Origin of the sequence: Zwartia lucis, assembly GCF_965234455.1 — a bacterium.
Classification (GTDB): Bacteria; Pseudomonadota; Gammaproteobacteria; order Burkholderiales; family Burkholderiaceae_B; genus Zwartia; species Zwartia lucis.
Genome location: NZ_OZ248472.1, coordinates 529,700 through 552,679 on the forward strand (window position 1 = coordinate 529,700; position 22,980 = coordinate 552,679).

General features: G+C 48.2%; 22 protein-coding genes. 6 read left to right on the plus strand and 16 right to left on the minus strand.

What is annotated here, in order from left to right:
- Positions 1-2: 2 nt before the first annotated feature.
- Genes AC8GE9_RS02475 through AC8GE9_RS02490 form a run of 4 tightly spaced genes read right to left on the minus strand, consistent with a single transcriptional unit; the run spans position 3 to position 4,664 of the window.
- Positions 3-920, minus strand: coding sequence for an ABC transporter permease (locus tag AC8GE9_RS02475; RefSeq protein ID WP_506675526.1), 918 nt, complete (start codon positions 918-920; stop codon positions 3-5).
- The gene (locus tag AC8GE9_RS02480; RefSeq protein ID WP_506675527.1) at positions 920-1,990 is read right to left on the minus strand and encodes an ABC transporter ATP-binding protein; all 1,071 of its coding nucleotides are present in this window, start codon (positions 1,988-1,990) and stop codon (positions 920-922) included. Before AC8GE9_RS02480 ends, AC8GE9_RS02475 begins: the two co-directional genes overlap by 1 nt.
- Positions 1,987-2,988, minus strand: coding sequence for an ABC transporter ATP-binding protein (locus AC8GE9_RS02485; protein WP_506675528.1), 1,002 nt, complete (start codon positions 2,986-2,988; stop codon positions 1,987-1,989). Before AC8GE9_RS02485 ends, AC8GE9_RS02480 begins: the two co-directional genes overlap by 4 nt.
- Positions 2,985-4,664, minus strand: coding sequence for an ABC transporter substrate-binding protein (locus AC8GE9_RS02490; protein ID WP_506675529.1), 1,680 nt, complete (start codon positions 4,662-4,664; stop codon positions 2,985-2,987). Before AC8GE9_RS02490 ends, AC8GE9_RS02485 begins: the two co-directional genes overlap by 4 nt.
- A 237-nt stretch (positions 4,665-4,901) precedes the next feature.
- On the opposite strand from AC8GE9_RS02490, the gene AC8GE9_RS02495 reads away from it, so the two are divergent.
- Positions 4,902-5,405, plus strand: a complete 504-nt coding sequence (locus AC8GE9_RS02495; RefSeq protein WP_506675530.1) for a hypothetical protein — start codon at positions 4,902-4,904, stop codon at positions 5,403-5,405.
- On the opposite strand, the gene AC8GE9_RS02500 is transcribed toward AC8GE9_RS02495, so the two are convergent.
- On the minus strand, positions 5,402-5,875 hold the full coding sequence (locus AC8GE9_RS02500; protein WP_506675531.1) for a prepilin peptidase: 474 nt from the start codon (positions 5,873-5,875) through the stop codon (positions 5,402-5,404). The genes AC8GE9_RS02495 and AC8GE9_RS02500 overlap by 4 nt on opposite strands.
- An 11-nt stretch (positions 5,876-5,886) precedes the next feature.
- Positions 5,887-6,486: a hypothetical protein gene (locus tag AC8GE9_RS02505; RefSeq protein ID WP_506675532.1), complete on the minus strand. Its 600-nt coding sequence runs from the start codon at positions 6,484-6,486 to the stop codon at positions 5,887-5,889.
- Between the two features lie 123 nt (positions 6,487-6,609).
- On the opposite strand from AC8GE9_RS02505, the gene gspG reads away from it, so the two are divergent.
- The 5 genes from gspG to gspK are packed head-to-tail and all read left to right on the plus strand — an operon-like array spanning position 6,610 to position 9,449.
- The gene (gene gspG, locus AC8GE9_RS02510; protein WP_506675533.1) at positions 6,610-7,080 is read left to right on the plus strand and encodes a type II secretion system major pseudopilin GspG; all 471 of its coding nucleotides are present in this window, start codon (positions 6,610-6,612) and stop codon (positions 7,078-7,080) included.
- Entirely contained in the window at positions 7,052-7,507 is a 456-nt protein-coding gene (locus tag AC8GE9_RS02515) for a prepilin-type N-terminal cleavage/methylation domain-containing protein (RefSeq protein WP_506675534.1), read from the plus strand. Before gspG ends, AC8GE9_RS02515 begins: the two co-directional genes overlap by 29 nt.
- Positions 7,504-7,932 carry a type II secretion system protein gene (locus AC8GE9_RS02520; protein ID WP_506675535.1) on the plus strand — a complete coding sequence of 143 codons (429 nt, stop codon included), beginning with the start codon at positions 7,504-7,506 and terminating at the stop codon, positions 7,930-7,932. The genes AC8GE9_RS02515 and AC8GE9_RS02520 overlap by 4 nt, the downstream gene beginning before the upstream one ends.
- The gene (locus AC8GE9_RS02525) at positions 7,929-8,510 is read left to right on the plus strand and encodes a PulJ/GspJ family protein (RefSeq protein ID WP_506675536.1); all 582 of its coding nucleotides are present in this window, start codon (positions 7,929-7,931) and stop codon (positions 8,508-8,510) included. Before AC8GE9_RS02520 ends, AC8GE9_RS02525 begins: the two co-directional genes overlap by 4 nt.
- Positions 8,511-9,449, plus strand: coding sequence for a type II secretion system minor pseudopilin GspK (gene gspK, locus AC8GE9_RS02530; RefSeq protein ID WP_506675537.1), 939 nt, complete (start codon positions 8,511-8,513; stop codon positions 9,447-9,449). It begins immediately after the preceding gene.
- Positions 9,450-9,472: 23 nt separating this feature from the next.
- Here the strand turns inward: gspK and AC8GE9_RS02535 are convergent, their stop codons facing one another.
- The 10 genes from AC8GE9_RS02535 to AC8GE9_RS02580 form a co-directional block, all read right to left on the minus strand.
- Complete coding sequence (locus AC8GE9_RS02535; protein ID WP_506675538.1) at positions 9,473-10,696, minus strand: type II secretion system F family protein; 1,224 nt, start codon at positions 10,694-10,696, stop codon at positions 9,473-9,475.
- Position 10,697: 1 nt separating this feature from the next.
- A complete protein-coding gene (locus AC8GE9_RS02540; RefSeq protein ID WP_506675539.1) occupies positions 10,698-12,101 on the minus strand; it encodes a GspE/PulE family protein in 1,404 nt (467 codons plus the stop codon).
- Positions 12,098-14,212, minus strand: a complete 2,115-nt coding sequence (gspD, locus tag AC8GE9_RS02545) for a type II secretion system secretin GspD (protein ID WP_506675540.1) — start codon at positions 14,210-14,212, stop codon at positions 12,098-12,100. The genes AC8GE9_RS02540 and gspD overlap by 4 nt, the downstream gene beginning before the upstream one ends.
- A gap of 9 nt (positions 14,213-14,221) precedes the next feature.
- The gene (gspN, locus tag AC8GE9_RS02550) at positions 14,222-15,001 is read right to left on the minus strand and encodes a type II secretion system protein N (RefSeq protein ID WP_506675541.1); all 780 of its coding nucleotides are present in this window, start codon (positions 14,999-15,001) and stop codon (positions 14,222-14,224) included.
- Positions 14,998-15,501: a type II secretion system protein M gene (locus AC8GE9_RS02555; RefSeq protein ID WP_506675542.1), complete on the minus strand. Its 504-nt coding sequence runs from the start codon at positions 15,499-15,501 to the stop codon at positions 14,998-15,000. Before AC8GE9_RS02555 ends, gspN begins: the two co-directional genes overlap by 4 nt.
- Positions 15,494-16,666 carry a type II secretion system protein L gene (locus tag AC8GE9_RS02560; RefSeq protein ID WP_506675543.1) on the minus strand — a complete coding sequence of 391 codons (1,173 nt, stop codon included), beginning with the start codon at positions 16,664-16,666 and terminating at the stop codon, positions 15,494-15,496. Before AC8GE9_RS02560 ends, AC8GE9_RS02555 begins: the two co-directional genes overlap by 8 nt.
- 197 nt (positions 16,667-16,863) lie before the next feature.
- Entirely contained in the window at positions 16,864-18,531 is a 1,668-nt protein-coding gene (locus AC8GE9_RS02565) for a di-heme-cytochrome C peroxidase (RefSeq protein ID WP_506675544.1), read from the minus strand.
- 159 nt (positions 18,532-18,690) lie between these two features.
- A complete protein-coding gene (locus AC8GE9_RS02570; protein WP_506675545.1) occupies positions 18,691-20,598 on the minus strand; it encodes a multicopper oxidase family protein in 1,908 nt (635 codons plus the stop codon).
- Positions 20,591-21,658: an RCC1 domain-containing protein gene (locus AC8GE9_RS02575; protein ID WP_506675546.1), complete on the minus strand. Its 1,068-nt coding sequence runs from the start codon at positions 21,656-21,658 to the stop codon at positions 20,591-20,593. The genes AC8GE9_RS02570 and AC8GE9_RS02575 overlap by 8 nt, the downstream gene beginning before the upstream one ends.
- Before the next feature lie 14 nt (positions 21,659-21,672).
- Positions 21,673-22,785, minus strand: a complete 1,113-nt coding sequence (locus AC8GE9_RS02580) for a YHYH protein (RefSeq protein ID WP_506675547.1) — start codon at positions 22,783-22,785, stop codon at positions 21,673-21,675.
- Positions 22,786-22,980: the final 195 nt, after the last annotated feature.

Below are 22,980 nucleotides of genomic sequence, written 5' to 3' on the forward strand. Positions count from 1 at the left end.
TCCTATTTGGAAGACCGAATTTTGGGATCGATCATCACGTTGAGTGCATCAACTAGTAAATTAGCGCCCACCATACTGAAGGTCACTAACAGCAAGGCCGCTTGCACGACGGCGAGATCACGGTTCGCAACCGCTGAGACGATCAACCGGCCGACACCCGGCCAGGAAAACACACTTTCCACCACGACCGCGCCAGCGATCAACGCACCAAGCATCAGTCCCATGATTGTCAAGATGGGTGCCGCTGCATTGGGTAGGGCATGACGGATGACGACTAGACGCCAACTGAGTCCTTTGGCGGAAGCTGCTCGGATGTAGGGCTGACCGAGCACTTCGAGCATGGCTGAGCGGGTGTAACGGGCGAGCACTGCCGCACCACCAATCGAAAGCGTAATAATAGGCAAAATTGCATGCCCCCACGAGGCATAGCCGCCACTCGGTAACCATCCTAAAGACACAGCAAAGATCAAAACCAGCAAGACCCCCAAGACAAAGCTCGGCATCGAGTGACCCGCGACAGAAAAACTCATAATCAGTCGGTCTATCCAGGTATTGCGGTGAAAAGCGGCAAATATGCCCGCGGGAATGCCAAGGAGTAGTTTCAAGGCAAAGGCGGGGAGTGTGATGGCGAGAGTGGCGGGGATGGCTTCGAGGACCAGTGACATGGCCGAGGCGCCGTTACGCATCGATACGCCAAAATTACCTGCAAGGATATTACCGAGGTAGCCAAAATATTGGTGAGAAAGAGGGGCGTCGAGCCCCCAGCTCTGGCGAAATGCCTCGATGGCCTCGGGTGGCGCATCGGCTGACAGAATCATCATCGCCGGATCACCGGACATTCTTAGGATAAAAAAGGTAAAGGTGACGACCAGCAGAACGGTCAGAGCTGAGCGCGCGCCTCGTGTTAATAAATAGTTCATCAGGCAACGGCTTCGAGTGGAGTAACAAGTAAGGATTCATGTGTCGAGGGCTTATACACCAGTGGCGTAGTCTCTGTGTGCAAATGACAGGCAACCGAGTGTCCATTGTCGAGCATGGATTTGGCAGGCGTTTCCGTCTTGCAGCGCGCCAGCACGCTCGGACAGCGCGGATGAAAAGCGCAACCGGTCGGGATATCAATCGGGTTGGGTGGCTCGCCTGTCAATAAAATCCGCTTGCGGGGCTCGACCTTGTTGTGAGTACCGTGCGAGCCGTTCGCACCATTTGGGTGTGACACCGCCGAAATCAGCGCGACCGTGTAAGGATGCGCTGGCTCGGACAAGATCTTTGCCGCAGGACCTTGCTCGATAATTTTACCGAGGTACATGACCGCGACGTCGTCGCAAATATGACGCACGACCCGCAAATCATGGCTGATAAACAACATAGCGAGATTGCGGCTTTTTTGCAGCGCGGACAACAAATTAATGACTTGTGCCTGAATCGAGAGATCCAGTGCCGATACAGGCTCGTCACAGACGAGTAACTGAGGCTTGAGCACGAGCGCACGTGCCATCACCACACGCTGACGTTGTCCCCCGGAGAGCTCGTGAGGATAACGACTGTAGAGATCCTGACCAATTCCGACGGACTCAAGTGCCTCACGGGTGGCTGCCAGCTGCGCTGCACGATCGCCGATCTTTTGAATCACGAGCGGTTCTTGGACTTGATCGAAAATGTTGAGACGACGGTCCAGAGCAGCGAGAGGATCTTGATACACCATCTGCATGTCTCTGCGTTGTGCACGCCAGTGTGCATTGCGTTTGGCTTGAATCAGTTGCCCAGCAAAGGTGATCTCACCACTTGAGGTGGGAAGCAAACCAATTAGCATGCGCGCGAGGGTAGATTTTCCGCACCCCGATTCACCGACGAGCCCCAGTGTTTGACCTGCATAGAGCTCAAGAGAAATTTGGTTGACTGCGCGCAAAATATGCGGCTTAGCAAACCACGTTTTGGAGGCTTTGACGTTAAAGTTTCGAGTGACCTGGGTCGCCTTGAGCAGGAGGGTCATGCGGCACGCTCCAAGTGACATGCCACACGATGCTCCACATGGACCCTGCGTAGAGCGGGCAAGACGCTGTGACATTCGGCTCGAGTGAAATCGCATCGTGGTGCAAAGCTGCAACCCTTAAAGTCTGTGCCCGCAATGGGTACTTGGCCGGGAATCGCTTTGAGTGAGGTCTGTTCGGACTCGATCGACGGCATGGCCGCCAAGAGTCCATTGGTATAGGGGTGATGACCCCGCGTGAATAAATCGCCTGTGGGTAAAAGTTCGACAATTCGACCGCCATACATGACAGCGACGCGCTCACTGCCCTCGGCAATCACACCAAGGTCATGAGAAATCAGCACCAGCGCCATATCGGAGTCTTTGCGCAATTGATTGAGGAGATCCAAAATCTGCGCCTGAACTGTCGCATCGAGTGCCGTGGTTGGCTCATCCGCGACCAGCAAGTCAGGCTCACCCGCCAAGGCCATCGCGATCATGACACGTTGATTCATGCCGCCGGATAATTCGTGAGGGTAGGCGCTTAAGCGTTGTGCCGCATTGGGCATCTGAACCCGATCCAGTAAATCCAAAGAGACCTGGCGCGCCTCGGCACCATAAAGACCTCGGTGTAGTGCCAGGCTCTCAGCTAACTGCTTTTCAATACGGTGAACGGGATTGAGACAAGAGGCAGGATCTTGAAAAATCATCGCGATCTTACCGCCTCGAATCGTTGAGAGATCGCGGTCGTTCAGACCGATCAACTCTTGTCCGAAGAGCTTGGCGCTCCCCGAGACGCGGGCTTTGGACCCTAATAAACCGAGCATCGCCATCCACGTCACGCTTTTGCCACAACCCGACTCGCCCACGATGCCCAGTGCCGTCCCCTTTTTAATGTCGAGGTCAACACTGTGCACGACTCTACGCACATCAGTATCGCTGGCAAAAGCGACAGTGAGTCCTTTGACGCTCAAGAGCGTCTCGGGTGAATGCTTTTTCACTGGCTGGCGGTCAAAACTCATTTTGGAGGCTGAAGGTTTTCAGCCCTGAAGTCCATCAAGAATGTTTGTGAAGGTTTCCAGCCAAAATCCTTGCGCTTGGCGTAAAACACGGCCGTACGATGCAAGACCGTGTACGCAGGGTCTTCACGCTCGGCGATCACCAGCATGCGCGCAAAGGTCTCGCGGCGTTCTTGTGGATTGACCGAGGTCACTAATACGTTAGAAAGCTTGTTGAACTCGTCATTGCTCCACTCGCCCATACGCTGCTGTTGACCCCTAGGTCCGTGCTGGTTGACCATCGAGCTGACAGGATCGCTAAACGGTGCAGAATTAGACCAACCGCGAATGCCACGCATTGGACCTTTTTCAAAAATCTGGGACCAGTTTTCTGTCATCTGCATTTGAACGTTCAAACCCACCGCTTTCCACATCTCGAGCATGATTTGGTCGGTCTGTGTCTGGTTGGTGTAATAGTTGTTCATCGTACGGAAAGGAATCGGCTCGCCTTTGTAACCCGCTTCTTTCAACAGTTTTTTAGCTAAAGCGACGTCATACTTAGGAACTTCCCAGTCCTTGATATACATGTTGTCGTAAAACTCCCACTGCAGGCCTGCGGGAATCGTCGTTCTACCACCCCACAGCGCATCGACAATGGCCTTACGGTCAATTGCGTGCGTCATCGCCTGGCGAATCTTGGGATTGGCGAGCACTGCATTGGTCTTATCAAACACCACCAGCCTGTGATTCATCACAGGACCACCCGTGATTTCAAATTTTGGATTGTTTTGAATGAGTTTGAACTGATCGGGTGGGATATCGGTCACAAAGTCATATTGACCCGAGATCAGGCCATTGATACGTGAAGACACCTCAGGCACAACCGTGTAGCGGATCTCGCGTACGTTGGGCTTACCACCAAAATAGTCATCATTGGCCACCAATACTAAAGACTGATCCTGCTTGAGTTCTTTAACTTTAAAAGGACCTGCACTGACGGGGTTTTGCGCCCAAGTATTCCAGTCCTTAGCAGCCAAGTAAGCTTTTTTGGAAATGATTTCAGAGCCTGGGCGGGCCAGTCGACCCTCGAGGGTCACATCAGGTAGGGCGTTGACTAGGCGAACAGTTTTGTCGTCAACAATCTCAACACCAATCAGTGAGGGCCATATATTTCGGGCAACCGCGACCACTTCGGGAGGAGGTGTGGGACCCGTAGCAAAAGTGGGATCATTGGCGGCTGCGGGTGCGCCTTTTGCAGCAGCTTCAGGCTGAGCAGTCGGAGCGTCTGTAATGGGTTTGGACTGACCAAACATACGCTGAGGACCAAAGCTAAACGCAATGTCTTCTACGGTGACAGGATCGCCATTATGAAACTTGACGCCCGGGCGCAGTTTGAACTCAAGCGTACGATCGTCGATGCGCTTCCAGGACTCAGCGATACCGGCTTTAGGTTTCAAGTCTCCGGTGGTGTCGAGTTCGATGAGACCTGCGTAGATCATCGGCAATACACGTGTGCCAACGTTGCTTTGTTCGCGTAACGGATCGAGTGCACCGCTGTTAGAGATCTGTTGGACCGCGACACGCACGATAGGACGATTGTCCGGTGCGCTAGGCTGCGCCAGGGCAAACTGTGCAGTCATCGTGACACCGGCAAATGCCAGAGCGAGGTATTTGGCTAAGCGGGAGAAGGGGAGCGTCATGGTGGATTCCAGTTAAGAGCACTGGAAATAACTCTAGGCGAGCTAAATGAACGTTGGGTTACCGTTTTATGAAGGTTTTGTGACTTGCCTATTACAAGCCTAGGGCTAAAGTTCCTAAATCCTCTGATGTCAGTCAAATATAATCGTGATACATTAATACGAGTGATCACTCATCGGCGCCTGTCGCGCAGACCGATTCGAGCACCAAAATCAATGTATTTATAGCTGAGAACCCTCATGCGCTTATTAGTTATTCTCTTCACAATGCTGCTCAGCGCGTGTGCCGCTCCCCCCGGTGGTAGCAACCAAAGTCCCGCGCCGTCAGACACGCCTTCACCGAGAGAAACCGTTAGTGTGCTGACCAATAAAATAAAGTATCTCTGTATTGAACCTGAGTATGCTGTTTATTTTGCCAAAACCTTTTGTACACCAAGCGAATTAAGCCTTGCCATGATGTCTGACAGATCCAGAATCACTCAGGCCCAAAAAACTGCTTTTAACGCCTGGGCCCAAGCCTACGATAAGCTTGCTGACGAGTTGAATGAGGCGCTCGCTTTAACATCAGCCGTCAACAAGCAGATGGCCGACTACAACAAAATGATTGCTTTTCCGGCAGCACAAAAAAATCGTATGGAGCTTTATGAAGGAAAAATTACGTGGGGTGTTTACAACCGCAAACGTAAAGAAATTTCGGATGGCATTGCAGCTGAAAGTAGACGCATTGTTCAGCAAAAGATTTAAGACCCAGCCGATAGCACTTTCTCGAGAATAAACGTACAGGCAAAAAAACTCAAAAATGGGCCGAAGGGTATTTTATTTTGAAGGGCTGAGCGCTTTAATTTAATTAAACTGAGCCCAACAATGACCCCGAGTATCGAGGCAAAGCACAATACCGGGAAAATTGACTGCCAACCCAAAATGGCTCCAATCGCCGCCAGTAATTTTGCATCACCTTGGCCGATTCCTCGCTGTTTTTTGAGTTTGAAATAACACGCATCCACTAAACGGATCAATCCATATCCGATCAAGACGCCGACTAATGAATCCGTGCTTGAGCAAAAACTATTTGCACTAAAGGTGTTAAATATGACGCCACTCAAGATGAGTGGCAAGGTGATCCAATCAGGCAGTATGAAACTCTTGAAATCGATGAACGATGCCCACGCGAACAACGCAATCCAGACAATGACATAGGCGGTGATTGGGGACATTTTTTGTTAATTTAATATCCCTTGGTCACCATTAAAATGTGGTGAAGTTTGCCTTGAAACATGACCTCGACACCTTCCGCGCCAATACTCTTTAAAAAATATCCCTTGTCAAAGGTCTCACCGACAGCAATCGCACCAGTATTTTTGCCCTCTACCTCGAAAACGGCATACCCGTCCGATGAGCCGTCATGGCGCATCAAACCTGTCAGTTTGACTTTAGACATATCCGTATTTTTATAGCCAAATAACTTAGCAGTTTTTTGGACATCTTGGATCTGATCAATACGTACCGGCTGCATCACATCTGAAAATTTTGGTAAGCGTTCAATCGCTAAAAAGCTATATGTCAGAATGATGACAATGCATAAAATCAAGGTGTTTCTAAGGACTTGCGCAAACCAGAGTGGCTTAATATTATTTAAAAAAATACTCCAGCGACGTGTTCGGTGTGAGTCCTGGTTTATTGCATTTGATGTGAGTTGACCCGTTACTTTATGCCAGAGGCTTGCCCAGTCAATCGAGTGATCGGTAGTCAGAAACTCTTTGATCTTTCTGAACCTCTGGCCAAGCGAGCTTTTGTGCTCATGCAGTGTGTGCGTAGGTCGTTGCATAGGAAGTCGAAAGAAGTGTTTTTTGACGAGATTCAATTATCAACTATTATTAGCACGAATCCATCATAAGTGTGATTTTATCTCTAATCCCCCTGCTTTTGTCTAATCTGGATTGCAACTCAAATGAGAACATTTAAATTTTTCGATCGCAAACTGAATGGTCATAGTATCGAAAATCGTTCGCAGCTTGGCTTTACGCTCATCGAAGTCATGGTCGTCATTGCGATCATTGGAATCATGGCAACCTTAATCGTGCCACAGATTATGAGCAAACCAGACGAAGCACGTGTGATCGCCGCCAAACAAGACATCAATTCGATTATCCAAGCACTCAAACTTTACCGTCTGGATATTGGTCGTTATCCCACCACTGAACAAGGGCTTTCCGCCCTCGTTGCCAAGCCAACCAGTGAGCCAATTCCGCAAAATTGGAAGCCAAACGGCTATGTCGACCGTTTACCAAAGGATCCGTGGGGCTTCGCCTATCAATACTCCAATCCAGGTACCCGGGGAGAAATTGATGTCTTTAGTCTAGGAGCAGACAATAAGCCTGGAGGAACCGGTTTTGACGCAGATCTCGGTAATTGGCAATAAAAAGGCTCAAGCTGGATTTTCCTTGGTTGAGGTACTCGTTGTTTTAGTCATCCTCAGTATTGTGTTTGGGATGATGTCTGTTTCGTTTTTCGGCACTGAGCAAACGCAATGGAAAGATATGAATCGCAGACTCCTTGTGAGTCTGAATCAAGCTAAAGATGAAACAACGCTGTCGGGCGCTCCGATCATGTTTCAGATAGATGAAAAAGGTTGGCGCTTTTTAACACCGAACTTGAAAGATGAGTTTTATGTTCTAGGCGATGCACTCTCTCCCTTCATGTGGAAGACGCAAACAATCGTTGAAGGCACAACTCAATTCCTTTTAGATGGACCGGGTTCCGCGCCTGCCATATTGTTCAAGATGACGCAAGACACGTTGACCGCTACGATTCGCCGCCGGATAGATGGCTATTATGAGATCGAATGAAAATCATGCTGCCTAAAAATAAAAATAATTTTAAGCAGCAAGGTTTCTCTCTCATAGAGGTCCTGATTGGACTTTCTATCTTAGCGATTGCCCTCACGGCAGGCATTAAGGCTTTAACGCAAAGCGTTCAAACGCAAACGACGCTTCAGCAACAGTATTTCGCGATGCTATCGGCCAATGATGCGTTGAACAAAATTGCGTTGCAAAAAATATGGCCTTCATTCGAGGTCAACAAAACAAACTGCTCGCAATTAAATGTTCCATTAGTGTGTATCCGCACCGCCTTTCCCACACCCAATCCTTTGTTTAGGCGCGTTGACATTGAGGTTTATCTCGCGAGTCCATCTGATCCAACCATGCCACAAGATCAGCGACTCGCCAAACTTACAACGATTGTCTTCAATTATTTAAATTCAAATCTATGAGGAACAATCACGGATTTACCTTAATCGAAACGATGGCTGCGCTGGTCGTCTTAGGCATCCTTGGACTCATGGCCAGCCAGGGGCTGGGTGGCGCGTTTCGGGTAAAAGACAGTATCGAAGGGCAAATCAAAGAGCACGAGGCCGTGGTGGTCATGCTGAAGCATTTTCAAAGTGACTGCGAGAGAATGGCTAATAATAATGATGGAAAATTACCGCCTACTTTTATTCAAGGAAAGACATATACTTGGATCTTGAGACATTATTCTTCTATGCAAGCAAGTGGTTGGCAATTTGTGGGCTATGTCTTAGAGAATAATTCTTTTAAAAGATACACCACGATGCCTTTTAGCAATAAGCAAGACGCCGTGGACATACTCGAACTATTGTCCAAAAATCCAGATTCAGGCGTAGCCTCGACGCAATTATCCTATCAACTGCCAGGTGTCTTGCAGCATAAAATTGAGCCCTACTGGAGTTCGTCCACCAATAAATTTGCTTCAGGCCTGCAAATTTCACTCTCACTCATGGGCAATTTCGCTCCATTAACGAGTTCTTGTATCGCAGAAGGGAAGTTGTAAATGCGTGAGGCACACTCACAACAAGGATCTGCCACGATTATGGCTTTAATCGTGGTCAGTCTCATTTCGATCTGTATCGCCAGTCTAGTGTGGCAACAAGATTTTGAAATTAGAAAGACTCGGATTTACAAAGAAAATACGCAAATCTATTGGTTGCAACGCTCGCTCATCGATATCGTGAGATTGATCTTAAGAATTGATTTATTGAGTAGCCAAGGGGTCGATCACTTAGGCGAAATCTGGGCGCTGCCCATTGAAAATAGCAATATTGACGACTTCATTAAAAATCAAGAGCTTCCAGAAGAACTAAAAAACGTCAACTTTAGTGGCTCGATTCAAGACGCCCAAGCACTTTTCAATATTTCAAATTTATGGGATGTAAACTTCACCACTATCAATCTGGCCGCTATGCAGACCTATTCAAATTTGCTTGAGCAACTCGGACTGAACAAGAACCTAGCCAATCAAACAGCCCAGTATGTCCTGCGTAATAACCAGCGGCTTCAATATCTAGAGGAGCTGATCAATGTTCCGGGCTACACCAGTGACACGATTAAAAAAATCAGTCCGTTTGCAATCGTGTTGCCTGAACCGACCGCGATCAACCTAAACACCGTCTCTGTTGAGGTGTTGTTAGCGATGTGGCCAACCTTATCCCCCGCGGATGCCATAAAATTGACGCAACTTAGACTGGCGATACCGTTAAAAAATCAGAGCGACATCACGACCTTGCTTTCAAAAGTCCTACCAAACAAATTACTACAATCAGACAGTTCTATAGGCGTCAAATCAGATTACTGGATAGCAAATACCAATATGCTGATTGAGCAGCGCAATATTAATACCCAAACCTTGATTAAAAGATTTATCGGTCGACAGTCTGATAATAACTTCACCGTGGTGCTGTGGAGCAAGCAAAAAGTCACTCAAGTGCAATGATCTTGATGCTTCAAGTCTGCGGTTTAACGGATACCGTTGTTCATCTGTAAGATCGGTTGCATTACGGCCATCACAATGGTGAGCACAAAGCCCCCCATCAATAAAATCAACACGGGCTCAAGTAAATTGGTAAATATCTTGGTTTTACTTTCGGCTTCCGCCTCTGCGTTTTCTGCGGCATAAGACAACATTTCCGCTAACTGTCCGCTCGCCTCACCCGAGCGGATTAAGTGCACGAGGATTGGTGAAAATATTCCTTGGTTTGCAATGGCCTTGGCCAGCGAAGTGCCTTCAGCGAGGCGCGCCTCAGCCAGCTCGATTGTTTCTTTGAGAACCAAGTTAGAAAGCGTATTTTTTGAATGATGTAGCGCCGAGAGTATTGGAACATTGGCACCCACAAGTAAGGCCATTGTCCCGGCGAATCTCGCTGTTTCAAACTCAAGCAGTAATTGCCCAACAATAGGTATTTTTAAATAAAACGCGTCGCAGCGGTATCGAAACTCTTGTTGACGCGACATATATTTAAAGATCAAGGCACCGAGTAAGCCGGCCAGTAAAAGCGTTAAGCCCCACTGCGTTAAAAAATTAGATATGGCCATCACAACTTGCGTGATCGCTGGCAATTTTTGTTTTGTCGATTCAAACACCCGAACAATTTGTGGCACCACATAGGTCATCAAAAAGATGATGACGAAAAAGGAAACGCTCAGGAGTGTTGCGGGATAGACCAACGCGCCTAAGGCTTTTTGCTTGAGGGCTTCTCTCTTTTCTAAAAAAATGGCCAACTGAGTCAGCACCTGAGCCATTTGACCGGATTGTTCGGACGCAGCGACGATACCTTGATAGAACGCGCCAAAGGATTGGGGATGGTTCGCCAGTGCCTGAGAAAGGGGCATACCAGAACGGATATCCGATAAGATAGAATCAAGCACTTTACGCGTGTGCTTTTTGATACCCGTGTCTTCGGAAAGTATGGTGATACTGTCTTCGATTGAGATGCCAGATTTGACCAGAAGGGCCAACTGTTTTGACAAAATGGACAGATCTTTTGGGGAGATCGCTTTCTGATTAGAGAATAAACCGCGCTCTTTGACTGCTGCTTGCGTGAGTGCCACATCTGTGATCGAAATTGGCACCAACTCTTTATTTAACAAGAGCTGTCTGACCGCACGCACGCTTTCGCCCTCAACAGTACCGCGCTCTGTTTTGCCAGCATAGGTCACAGCTTCAAACTGGAATAATGGCATGTTAAGCGTCCAGGTGATCTATACCGGTCACGCGCCTGACTTCTGCAGGCGTCGTCATGTTGGCGCTCACCCACCGCTCGCTATCCTGCTTTAACGAGCGCATCCCAGTATCCAGGGCTTTTTGTCGTATTTGTGCTTCTGAAGCACTTTGGTGGATTAACTCTTTGAGTTCTGGAGACGTTGACATCAACTCGTAAATGCCAGCGCGACCTTTAAAGCCAGAGTGTGAGCATTCTGGACAGCCCTGACCTTGGCAGGCCGTACAGCTCAAGCGGATGAGACGCTGACCCAAGACACCTAGCAACGAAGAGGATAACAAAAACGGTTCGATGCCCATATCGATTAAGCGCGTGACGGCGGAAGGGGCGTCGTTTGTGTGAAGCGTCGCCAGCACCAGATGGCCCGTCAGAGAGGCCTGAACAGCGATTTGTGCCGTTTCTAAATCGCGGATCTCACCGATCATGACAATATCAGGATCTTGACGCAGGATTGCACGCAGCGCCCTCGCAAAATTCATTTCAATGCGCGAATTGACCTGTGTTTGTCCGACACCCTCCAGATTGTATTCAATGGGGTCTTCGACAGTCATAATGTTGGTGACTTGCGAGCGTAGGGTTAACAGCGCGCTATAGAGCGTGGTGGTTTTTCCACTACCTGTGGGGCCTGTGACCAGCACAATCCCATAAGGCTTATTGATCAGTTCTAAAAAAATTTTTTCAGTATCTGGCGCCATGCCCAGCACTTTCAAATCTAATTTAGAGTAATTTTTTTCTAGCAAGCGCATGACCACCCGCTCACCGTGAGCCGTTGGCAGCGTGGAAACCCGGATATCTAACGCCTTATTTCCGACTCTTAAAGAGATCCTGCCGTCCTGAGGCATGCGCTTTTCAGCGATATCCAGTGACGCCATAATTTTAATTCTTGATACTAAGGCTGAATGCAGACCACGCTTTAAATCCACAACGTCTCGTAAATCTCCGTCTACCCGAAAACGCACGACAGATTGTTTTTCATAGGCTTCTAGGTGAATATCTGACGCACCATCACGGCTCGCTTGTTTAAACAGGCTATTCATCATGCGAATGATGGGCGCATCATTTTTAAGCTCTAACAGATCTTGCGTCAGAGGGATATCTTGCATCAAGCGCGCGAGATCAACATTTTCCTCTAACTCATCCACTACCGTTGCTGCGTCCGTTTCATTTTTAGCAAACTCTTGGCTAATCATTGAAAGAATTTCTTCGGAGCTCTTTTTACAGAAGTGAAGGGGTCCTAAGTGGCGAGCAACCTCATGAAGAATAGAGGGCTTTGTTTTAAGACTCCAATAGAGAGTTGGCGTTTCTTCTAGCGCGCCTAGCAACAAGACTTCGTGGGTTTTAGCAAAGGAAAAAGGGATTTTCATCATGGTGCAATATCATGCATGATGTCTCTCACATCTCTCAAGTCCGAGGCATTTAAATTTTCTTTTTTAAGCAACATCGGTGCTTGAACAAAGCTTTTACGTTTTTCTTCCATATCATCTAACTTATTGTTTGAAAAAATATTGTTTTCTTCGTTATTGCGCAATACAGTAGGGCGTATAAAAACCATCAAATTCGATCTCTTTCGGGACTTGTTGTCGTATCTGAACAGAGCACCAATCAAGGGCAGATCACCTAGCCACGGAATCTTTGAACTGCCGTCAGTGTAGTCATCACCAATGAGACCACCCAACACAATAATTTGTCCGTCCTCAACAATCACATTGGATTCGACATTTCGCTTATTTAAAACCACGCCGGTGGCAGCCGAAAAATTTTGAATACTCGATACTTCTTGGAAAATCTGAAGCTTCACCGTGCCATTTTCAGATACTTGAGGTCGAACACGCAACGTTAAACCTACATCCTGTCGCGTAAAGGTTTGAAAAGGGGTGACGGTCGTCGCGCTGCCTGTTTGCGCGTAAGAGCCCGTCACAATTGGAATATTTTGACCGACAATGATACGAGCCTCTTCGTTGTCGAGTGTCATTAAATTAGGCGTTGATAATACGTTTGCACCAGAAATGGTTGAAACTGCTCTCAACAGAGAAGAAAACGCTAAATTTTTTCCAAAACTCGTGATTGAGCCCACGTTCAGTCCAAGACCTAAGGGCGCTGTTGCGACTGCACCGGCTGTGCCAAGTACTGCGTTAATTGCAGCACTGGCTCCGATGATGTTTGTATTGCCTGAAGTGGTAGGTCCGATAAAATTTGTGCCGGCAAAAGCAGTGTTTGAACTGTTGAGCGCCTGCCACTGAACCCCGAGTTCGGCTGCATTTTGATCCGTTAATTCCACAATCATGGATTCGATATAGACCTGAGCCCGACGCCGATCGAGCTGCGCGATCACTTTCATTAAATCTCTAAAAACGGGTTCGGTTGCCGTAATAATCAACGAGTTTGTATTCGGATCGGCCTGAATAATGCCCCCGGTAGAGGGCTCGCTGGTGCTTGTCAACGCGGTGGAGGCTGCAGCGGATGATCCACCTCCAAGAGGATTGGCGCCGCCGGCGCCGCCGGCTCCGCCTAGGTTCATCGCTGAGGCGGCACCCTGATTAGGGGTCGTTGGCGCTCGGGCATTGATATTGGAGTTGCCTTGGGCGTTTGTATTGGTCGGATCATTCGAAGAACCATCCGCCGCCACGAGTGCCCGTAAGGTAATCGCTAATTTGGCCGCCTCTGCATTTTTCAAAGGCACCACATAAATACTCCCCACATTTTTTGAGGTGTCGAGGGTCGCGACGAGTCTTCGGATTTGCGCTAACCGCTCGGCATTGCCACTCCGAATGATGAGTGAATTTGTTCTGGGATCTGCCAGAACGGTGGGTTTCGAAAGAGGATCGCCACCCTGAGGCACACTGGTTTCGAGCGCCCGATTGACAAGCGCTGCCACTTTGGCCGCTTGCGCATTATTTAACGCAATCGTTTCAACTTTGGTCGCAGCGGGGTTGTCGACGCTTTGAATGATTTTTTCAATACGCCCGAGGTTGCTGGCGTAATCGGTCACAACGATTGAGTTATTGCCGGGTAAGGCGTTGATCGTATTATTGGGCGAAATCAGAGGCCTGAGTAAATTGACCACATTGGCGGCTGATGCAAAATTTAAATGAAACACGCGGGTAATAATTTGATCGCCCGCCACATCTGTTTTTGCGGTGTAAATCTGAGAAGACTGCAATTTAGCATCGGCTTCTGTTACAACGCGATAGCCACCGGGTGTATTGACGAGCGCAAAGCCATTCATACGAAGGGCTGTCGACAAGCGGTCGATCGCTTGATCGGGTGTGAGCGGCTGACTACTCATCAAAGAAATCTTTCCCCGAACTTTTGGATCAACAATAATCGACCGATTGGTGGCCCGGGAAATAGTCGAAATGACAGCATCGACATCCGCATTATTAAAGTTCAAGTTGATATTATTGTTTTGTGCAAAACTGTTTTGCTGCACAAGCAGGATGAGCACAAACTGTAAAAAAGTTTTAGACAAACGAAACATAACGATCCCTTAAATTTTAAAGCGGTAGATAGCGCCGTCTCTATTTCCAATGATTGAGAGCAAGCCAATCAAGGAGTCAATCGATTCTGGAGCAGCCGTTGCCTCTCCTTGCAAAGACAAGCGACCTCTATCAACGCCTCCCTTTGCCGTTAAGAGCAAGGGACCAGTGATGGTAGAAAAATCAAACCTTAACGCCTGATTAATTTGAAGTGTTAAGGCATAACTTCCGAGAGGTTTAATTGGGCTAATCGGACTCGCCACATTCAAAAATTTAACCTCAACAAGCCCTCTGGGCGACCCATCCCAAATAAGGTCGTCCCAACGAATGTCTAATTTTCCACGAAAATTCAGCGTACGCAATACCCCACCCGCGACCTCTATCAGACTGGCCGGTAGCTCAATTTGATTGCTACGCAGCGTGATGGCGCGGGGTTGAACGATCAGTTCAACTGGCCGGACGGTGTTGACATACTGGATCACCCATGTAGTTTTTAAATCAAATACTGAAAACTGAGTTTTCCAAGAAAAGCGTTCAGAGCCTACTTGAGGGTTTGGACACGTTTCTGAGGAACTGGATTTAATCGCTGAAAAGCCAAGCTGAGTACTGCCCTGCCAAATCGACCCTTCGGGTTGGAGCAGCATGACCTGACAATTGGTCATTTTAGCAACGAACGAACTCAAGAAACGTATCGGAAAATAAGTGATAGCAAGAATGAGTACACAAGCGAGCAGCACGATCCGACTCGGCCACCCGAAACGGAAAGAAAGGCGATCAAATTGAAGATTCATCGCGCTTGCACCAAGGTAGTGTTCGCTTGAATCACGCCAATACCATCATTTTTTTTGATGACAACCTTGCTCGGGTACAGCCCATTATTTTTTCGAAAATCCACCAAAAGCTCAAGCCAACGACTAAATTCGATTTCTTCAATGTTTAAATCTAGCTGCAATGCGTTTGTGTTCTCTGACCGAACCAACGTAAATTTGAGTCCCTGAGATAACAGGTTTTTCTCCATGGCACCTAAGGCCTCGTCTGACAGGCCTGTGAGGCGCAGGTCCTTGTCTTTATACAGACGCAGCGTTTGATTGAGCTCTTGGATACTCAATAATTGCGCAGGGTATTTTTGTAAACGCAGTTCGAGCGTTTGCTGCAGCGGTTTAAGGAACAAAAACCAAAGAACAACCGTTAACAGAAATACTCCGCCCCCCATTGCAAGCATAGGTGGCACTTTCTTAAATATCTGCACACGCTTTATTTTCGTCATCAATGACGATGAAAAATTAGTCATAAGCAAGATCTGCATAAGGACTTAATAAAAAACGTGCCGAGCCAAGACGCTGAACAGCTTGATTTTGCACAAGCGCTAAACGCTGACTATTGGATAGGGACGATTCTTGTAACACAAAAACTAAGCCTTTTTTGGAATACTCCAAGGTCCTTAATGTGTCAGGAGGGGTATTTTTGAGAACATCTTGCAGGGCCAGTAATTGTCTTTCAAAGTCTCCGCGGCAATTTTCAAGGTTTTTATGCGCAGCAAGGCAACTGGCGTTGACCAATTTTGTAAAGCTCGCCTGATCACCGCCGCCCTCTGACAAAACTTGATTGGTTGCATTCTGTAGAGTGGCTGCCCATTGTTGGTCTTGCCATACTAGGGTCAAGAAATAGCAAAGATAACTCACACAGAGCGTCAGTGTGGCGTATTGCGCCCATCGAAGTGGTACCTTCCATAAGTCTCGCGACAGCCAATGTTGCAATTCACTTTGACTTTCTCTTCTGAGGTTGTAGAACGCCTCGGGTAATACATTAATCGCTTCGTAAGATTTTTTTTCCGAAACGATACCGCTCATTAATAACGGCGCAGATAACGCAAGCAATTCAGGCTGAGTGTTGAGCGCATCCGTCACAAGAATGGGTTCAGTGGCGGGTTGCGACCAGCAGAGGATATCGGTGGCTGATTTTTTTGCAGTGTAGAAATGCGTGGTGTCTTCTTGCTGAAAATAGACAACCGAATCTGATACTGACAGCAACATGCTTTCTGGAATCAATTGAATCTGTTCGCAATTGATGACCGCTAGTTTTTGACTGAGCCACAATAACCAGTCGCGATTGATCACGCTCACTAATCTTAGTTCTGGAGATTGATTCAACATCGGAGGAAGCAACTGAAAGCTGGTGTCCGACACTGAAGACAACAACTCATCCTCTAAGAGCATGGGTAAAAGCTGAATAATTTTTTTGGTACTGACAGCAGGAACTTTGAGCTCTGTTAAGCGAACATCAATACCAGGGATGATCGCGAGCACAGAGTCCGCAACGGGCAAAGCATCTAAATCTAAGACCTTTCTAAAGTCAGTGTCGGTGCTCTGCGCCCAAGAAAAATACAAATCCTGCGAAGACCAATCTTCAGGGTCGTATGCGACAGGTCGTACGGGGCAACGAATAATTAGGCGCATTAGGGAAGATCAATCCTGAAGGTCTCATCGTAACTAATTGAATTTAAAACTTTTTTCAAAGTTTAACATTGCTGTGCGCGCGCATTCAGCCAATTAGATTACATTTGTGTGATAAAGACCCCTCAAAGCAAGGCTACCTATACTCTAGAGTTAACAACTCATGCAGACAGGTCGCGCTTGCACCTAAAGTAGTGAGCTCAAAGCGTTTTAAGGTACTCGATCAAAGCCTTTTTTTCATCTGCCGTGAGTCCGACACCAAACTCATGTCCGCACCGACTATTACCTTCCATGACTTGGCAGTCTGTTGTCACGCGAACGGTTTCTGAGCCATTGGGTTGCTCGACGGCAAGGCCGACATTGACCAAGTCATAAACCGGCCCGACCTGAAAGCTCGTGGGTCGTTCGGCAGCTGGAGTGAGCAAGGCTGCCAAGGTTGGAACAGAGCCATTATGGAGATAGGGCGCTGCGGACCAGACACCTTGTAAAACTTTAGACTCAAACTCTCCCACCTCACGGTTGGGGGCTTTGATGTTCAGATCAATAGATGGGTCGAGTTGTAACAGGGCAGACGAATTTGCCACATCAAATAACGAGACGATAGCAGCCCCTGTTGGGAGCACCGTAGAAATGGGATCAGAAAAAGGGACAGTGAGGCCAGTTAAAATGCCACTATCCGAGGTGCCTTTGCCTACGGCAAAGTTTTTATAGTACGAGCTATCTGTATTGACATTTTGAACAGGCGTTGCCCAAGTGTTAGCGTTGCCGGGTCGAGGCTGGCCTTGTTTAATCCCATGGCATGATGTGCAATTTTTTTCGTAGAGTCCTTTACCTTGAAGCACCATCCCATTGTCAACCGGCCATGGCCATTTTGGGGATCCTATTTGATCGACTAAAGTTTGGATATTGTTTACAGTATTGTAATTGACCGAATTCTCTATTAAAAAATTGACGCCGCCAACAACCGCCAGATCGGATCGAGGTTTAAAAAGCGCGAAGACCCCTAATGCTTCTCCCGTGTTACGCGAAAAGGCATAAGTGGCATCTCCGTTGATGCTTGTCCCTGCCCATTGTGTGAAGTCTTGCTTGCCAGAATTCCAAATAAAAGGATAACGCACAGGCTGGGCGGCAACCGCAATGTTTGAGGCAATGATATTTTGGTCCTCGATGGGGCCAATATCTAAGCCCGACACTCTGTTTTGAAGCATAGCCACTGCATCAGCCCTGCCAATTCCCCAATGCTCGGTCGGCAATGACCTCGTCATTAAGGTGTTGTAAGGTTTATACCAAGTGTTTAACTGCGTCCGTAAGGTATCTGCAGGAACTTGCACGGCAGCTTGAAACGCATCAAAGGCCGCTTGGTCTGAAAGGGTATTGCCAACAATAAGATCGATCCCATTAAAGAGTGCGTATAAATTAGAAAACGCGGGTCCGCCATCAATGCGGTAATTAATGCCTTCAACTTTAATCTGTCGGGTGTGGCAGGCCGCACAGTTCATGGATAACTGTTGGTTTTTAGTGCCAGGATTTGCAACTAAAAAGCCAACGGGCAAGCCTTCTGGATTCGCCGGGCTGACTGGGTTTGGTAAATAGCCATAGCTGGTGGTGAGTTGACTTAAAAACGATTGGCCATTTGGTAGCTTAAGGGCCTTTGCCCATTCATAAGGCATGATCCAAGAGCCCTGATCGGAATAGTAAAAGGCTGCCTGATTGGTCGGATTCCAGTCAGGACCTTGATCAAGCGCCACTGGCGCCTTGTCACCTGAGTCGCTTACATTGCTGTCATTCCCGCAACTGGCCAACATCAATCCAAGAAAAGAAAACATCACGCCACGCGCGAGCATGGGTATTTTTAAGGCGGGCATCATGTTTCTCCAATATTATGGAATGAAAACGATCGAATTTCAGAAATAAGTAAAATTTAGTATTTTTATAACATTGCACTCTTTGACGATATTTTTAAAAGTGTACGCTAATTGCGCTATAAAGTACCAGTTCAATCAAAGAAACTTAATGTTTTTGAAAAGTTAAAGTTGCATCCCTGACGGCACAACGGTCACGCGTTGAATCATCCCAAGATCACTGGCTAGGAGCCGTTGATTATGTAGGATAAAGGGCCCAGCAAAATCCTTAAAGCGCATGCGAAAAGTGATTGAGCTTGGTTTTTGGCTGGTGCCACCTGTGGGTAACGCGATGGTGTCGCACCAATAAGGCTCAATGGGCTTGCCATTCACCTTGATGACGTACATCGGATTGACATGAATATGAAACACATGCGCGAGGTGATTCATGTTGAAAACAGTCCATTCTTCAACCGCATCCAGTATCGCAATTTCATTCAGTGTGTTGGCTGCCTGAATATCAAATGGCGGCACTAGGTTTGGTGGCGGCGGAAAGATGGGAGTCTGCGACTTTGATCCGAAGGTTGATGCGATCTTTTGTTGAAGCTGCAACTTGTTAAATTGGAAGGATTTTTCAGCCTGCGCGGCAAGCGAGTCGAGCGCAACAGCTGCCTGAGCCAACGGACTCGGTGTTTGTTGCGCATTAAACAACGCGTCATTACCGCTCATCTTAAAAATAATGTTGCGTTTTTTGCCGCCGTTGTTGGCTAACTCTTCATCCGTAATGGGCGCTAAAAATTGGCTGACAGGCAAGGGTGCCTTCGGTAATGACATGCTGACTGCAGCGTCGACCACAATCACTGTTGCCAAGATATCTTCTGGCAAGACGATTGGATGCGCACCTTCCGAAATTTTTATAGGTAAACCGCGCAAGTAATACGTGCCCGGCTTGTCTGCTTGGACCACGACTGAGGCGCGATTACCGGGCGCGAGTTGCAAACCCAGACCGCTCGTTTTTCTGGCATCGTCATGATCAACATACGAAGCGCTCCCCCAGCCATCCGCGGTGTATTGCTTGAGCACGTGCCCATCTAGACTGAGATTGAGAGAGTTAAACACCTGAGTATTGATCAACCGCCAACGCTGCACTTCGCCAGACCGCATCACGATCGTCGGTCGACGCACACCATTAATCATGACGGGCTGAGCATCACTATACTGATCATCACGCCTCTGTTTCTTTAGGCCTCGACCGGTAGGGTTTTGCGTCAACTGCCAAAACTTTTCTAAGCGACCATCGGCAACACCGAGCCCGTCATGAAAGAATGGATTCAATGCAAAATAGGGCGCCTGAAACAAAAAAATCAGCTCAGTCGCTTGCGCCATTTCTGGCAAGTCGTCCACCGCCCCTCTGACCATAATCGCGCCCGACATCAAGCTTGCGACTTGCAAGGCACTTGAGCCATGATATTGCGGGTGATAGTAGAACGGTCCGGCAGGGTGATCTTTGGGTATGCGGTGAACATACTGACGAGATTCCCCATTTGGCAATACGCCACCGTAATTAGGATCCACCACATAGTCACCATACTCAGGCGGTGTCGTATTTTCATTGATCCCCGGAAACACATGCAAACCGTGCACGTGCAAATTCGTCGTATTGGGCTTGATGAAATTTGTAGGATCGCGAAAGGCTCGAAAGGGAGGATTCTCCGGCAATTGATTCAGCAACCGAATCCTTAAGGTATCGCCGCCACGCACCACTAAGCTTGGACCTGCGTAGCCTGCGCGCTGAGTGTCATAGCCATAGGCGCGTAAGGACACGGGATGACGGTCCTTTGGCTGTGCGCCCGATATCAAGGTATCAAAATATGAAATGGTCAGCGTGACATCCAGCAATCCATTTTTTGCTTCGAGCAGAGGTGGTTGGACGAAGGTCTGTACCGGCGCCTTTAGACGCTCACGCTCGTTTTGCTCACATGCCGTCAAGCTCAGTGGCACCACGATGCCCGAGGCGATGGTTAAACCGTAGCGTAAAAATTGACGCCTGGCGTTTTCTTGATCGTGACCGTTGGTCATGGTCGCATCAGCCATTTTCCCAAAAGGGAACAGGGATCAATTGTTGTTGGGCGGCACGACCAAGCTGACCGGTTTCATTACTTCCCCAGCCGTATAAAGCTTGCTTGCCAACTGCAACCGCATGCATCTCACCCGCAGCGATGGCCTGCACCTGAGTAAGTCCCAGCACTTTTGTGGGCGAGCTCCGAGGCTGTGTGTCATTGGTACCAAGCTGGCCAAAACCGTTCCACCCCCAAGCATAGACGTGACCGGCTTCTGTTAACGCTAAGGAAAAATGCGTACCGGCAGCGAGTGCTGTGATTTTTTCTGGCATCTTTAGCAAGGTCGCTTGATTGACGTAGCGCTGCTGTGAATGACCTAACTGACCATATTGATTGCTACCCCAAGCGTAAACGTCGCCCTCACGGCTCAGTGCCAAGACGTGGGTTGCACCGACGGCGATACTTTTGATCGAAGCCGTCATACGCACAAGCGCTGGAGTGGCGGTATTGTTTAAATGCCCTAGCCCAAGTTGTCCTGCAGAATTACTGCCAAAAGAAAAAACTTCGCCCGCACGCGTCAACGCAAGCATAAAGTTGTCGCCCAGCTCGACTGCTTGCATGGCGGGTAGGCCCTGCACAACGCCAGGCAAAGCATTCATTTGTTCAGACGGCCGGCCCAAGGCGTGGTCAACATTGAGCCCCCAGGTGTAGAGGCTGCCTGTTTGATCAATGGCAGCAAAGAGTGATTGACCTGCCGCCACGGATACTGGGCGACTGATGGCCTCTATTAAAGTGGGTATTTCAGAACTTGCCGGAGCACCACCAATACCAATTGGATTCCAACCCCAAACTAACAGCTCGCTTTTCGTCGTGACGCCCAGACTGACGCCGTAGCCTGCTGACGTTGCAGAAAAACGTTCAGATTGCCCAACGAATACAGGCTCGCGATTCGATCTTCGGGGGCTGCAGATATCGATATTTCCGGGCGAATAGCGACCGCTGCCCGCTCCGCCCCATCCCAGTACCTCGCCCGTATGCAAAAGCGCTAAAGTTTGGCTTTTGCCAGCATTCACCGCACGAATGTTGAAGGACACGTTTTCGATCGTACCTAGCGCACCCCGCCTTTTATTATTTCAGAGGTCACATCCGGAGGAACCGTATTTCCTGACAGATCCGGAAGCTTGTCATAGGGCACGCCAAATCGCATGTCCTCGGAGCCAAGTGCCGCAGCGTAGTCAGGCGTTCCTCTAAAACAGCCCACAGAAAAAGGATATTCGTTATTCAAATGGTAGTGATAGATGTTTTGAATCGTGCCATTAAATTCAACGGGGTGTGTATGGCCATGACACTCGTCTAGCTGAGCATTTGTGACCATTTTTCCATCATCGCCGCGTGGACCATAAATGCCGAAACCATCCAGCGCATAGCCAACTAAGGGTGAATGACCTGTCGTCCCTTGACTGGGGAAGCACCTCCATGAATAGCCGTGCAGGTGATACTGCTGAGCATAGGGATGACCAAAGCACTTATCATTAGGCAGTGCATTGGTTGGACTGTACCAATTACCATTCGAATCGTTCGCGATTTCTGCATGCCACGCTGTTCCGGTCAACGTGATACCAATGATGAGCGAGTTAATCGGATTAAAGCCAGTCACTTTAGGGTTTAACGGCAATTTGCTGGTCAGGTTGTAAGGAGAAATAGAAATGGCGGCTGCAGAGGAATATTGTTGACCTGTTCTCGGATCGGTCCCGCCCGGTAAGGCAGCGTAATAAGAGTAGGCCGCTGTGCCTGGTTGCACAGGAAAACTGCCCATCGGCGTACTTGGTAAACCATTGCCCTCGAAGTAGCGATATTTGTCATCGGTTGTGATTTTGAACACGCTGCCAGCCGGGTCGATCTGCGCAGCCATCACCTCACCTTCGACGAAAGGGGTTTGATTGATGGTAATGATATTCGTAGTGGTGTCTGTCCAAGGCGTAGCTGCGATGCTCAGTTTGTTCGAAACCTCAGCGAGTTTTGTAAAAAGAGGAGAAATACATTGACCATTTCTTTCGCAGATTTGAGTGCTCAAACCATTGGGCGCAGTCACGAGCGTTGTTGGCGTGCCAGGATCTGTTTGCGAACTGCTCGATGACGAGCCATCCCCGCATCCCACCATTAATGTCAGCATTCCAAAAATGACGAAGCAACGGCCGAGATATTTTTTCATGTCATTCATGGTTTTTTCCGAATTATGCAACGTCTAATGAACGTATGCGAATTTTTATACTGCAATCGCTCATGTCATAATATTAATATGTCATAGTGACATTGTGTTTATTAAATCATGTCCTTTTATATTTAAGCAAGCGCAATTGATGCGTGACTTTCAAGGTTGTAAAATTAACCAATATAGGTTTTGAGCGCTCCAAGC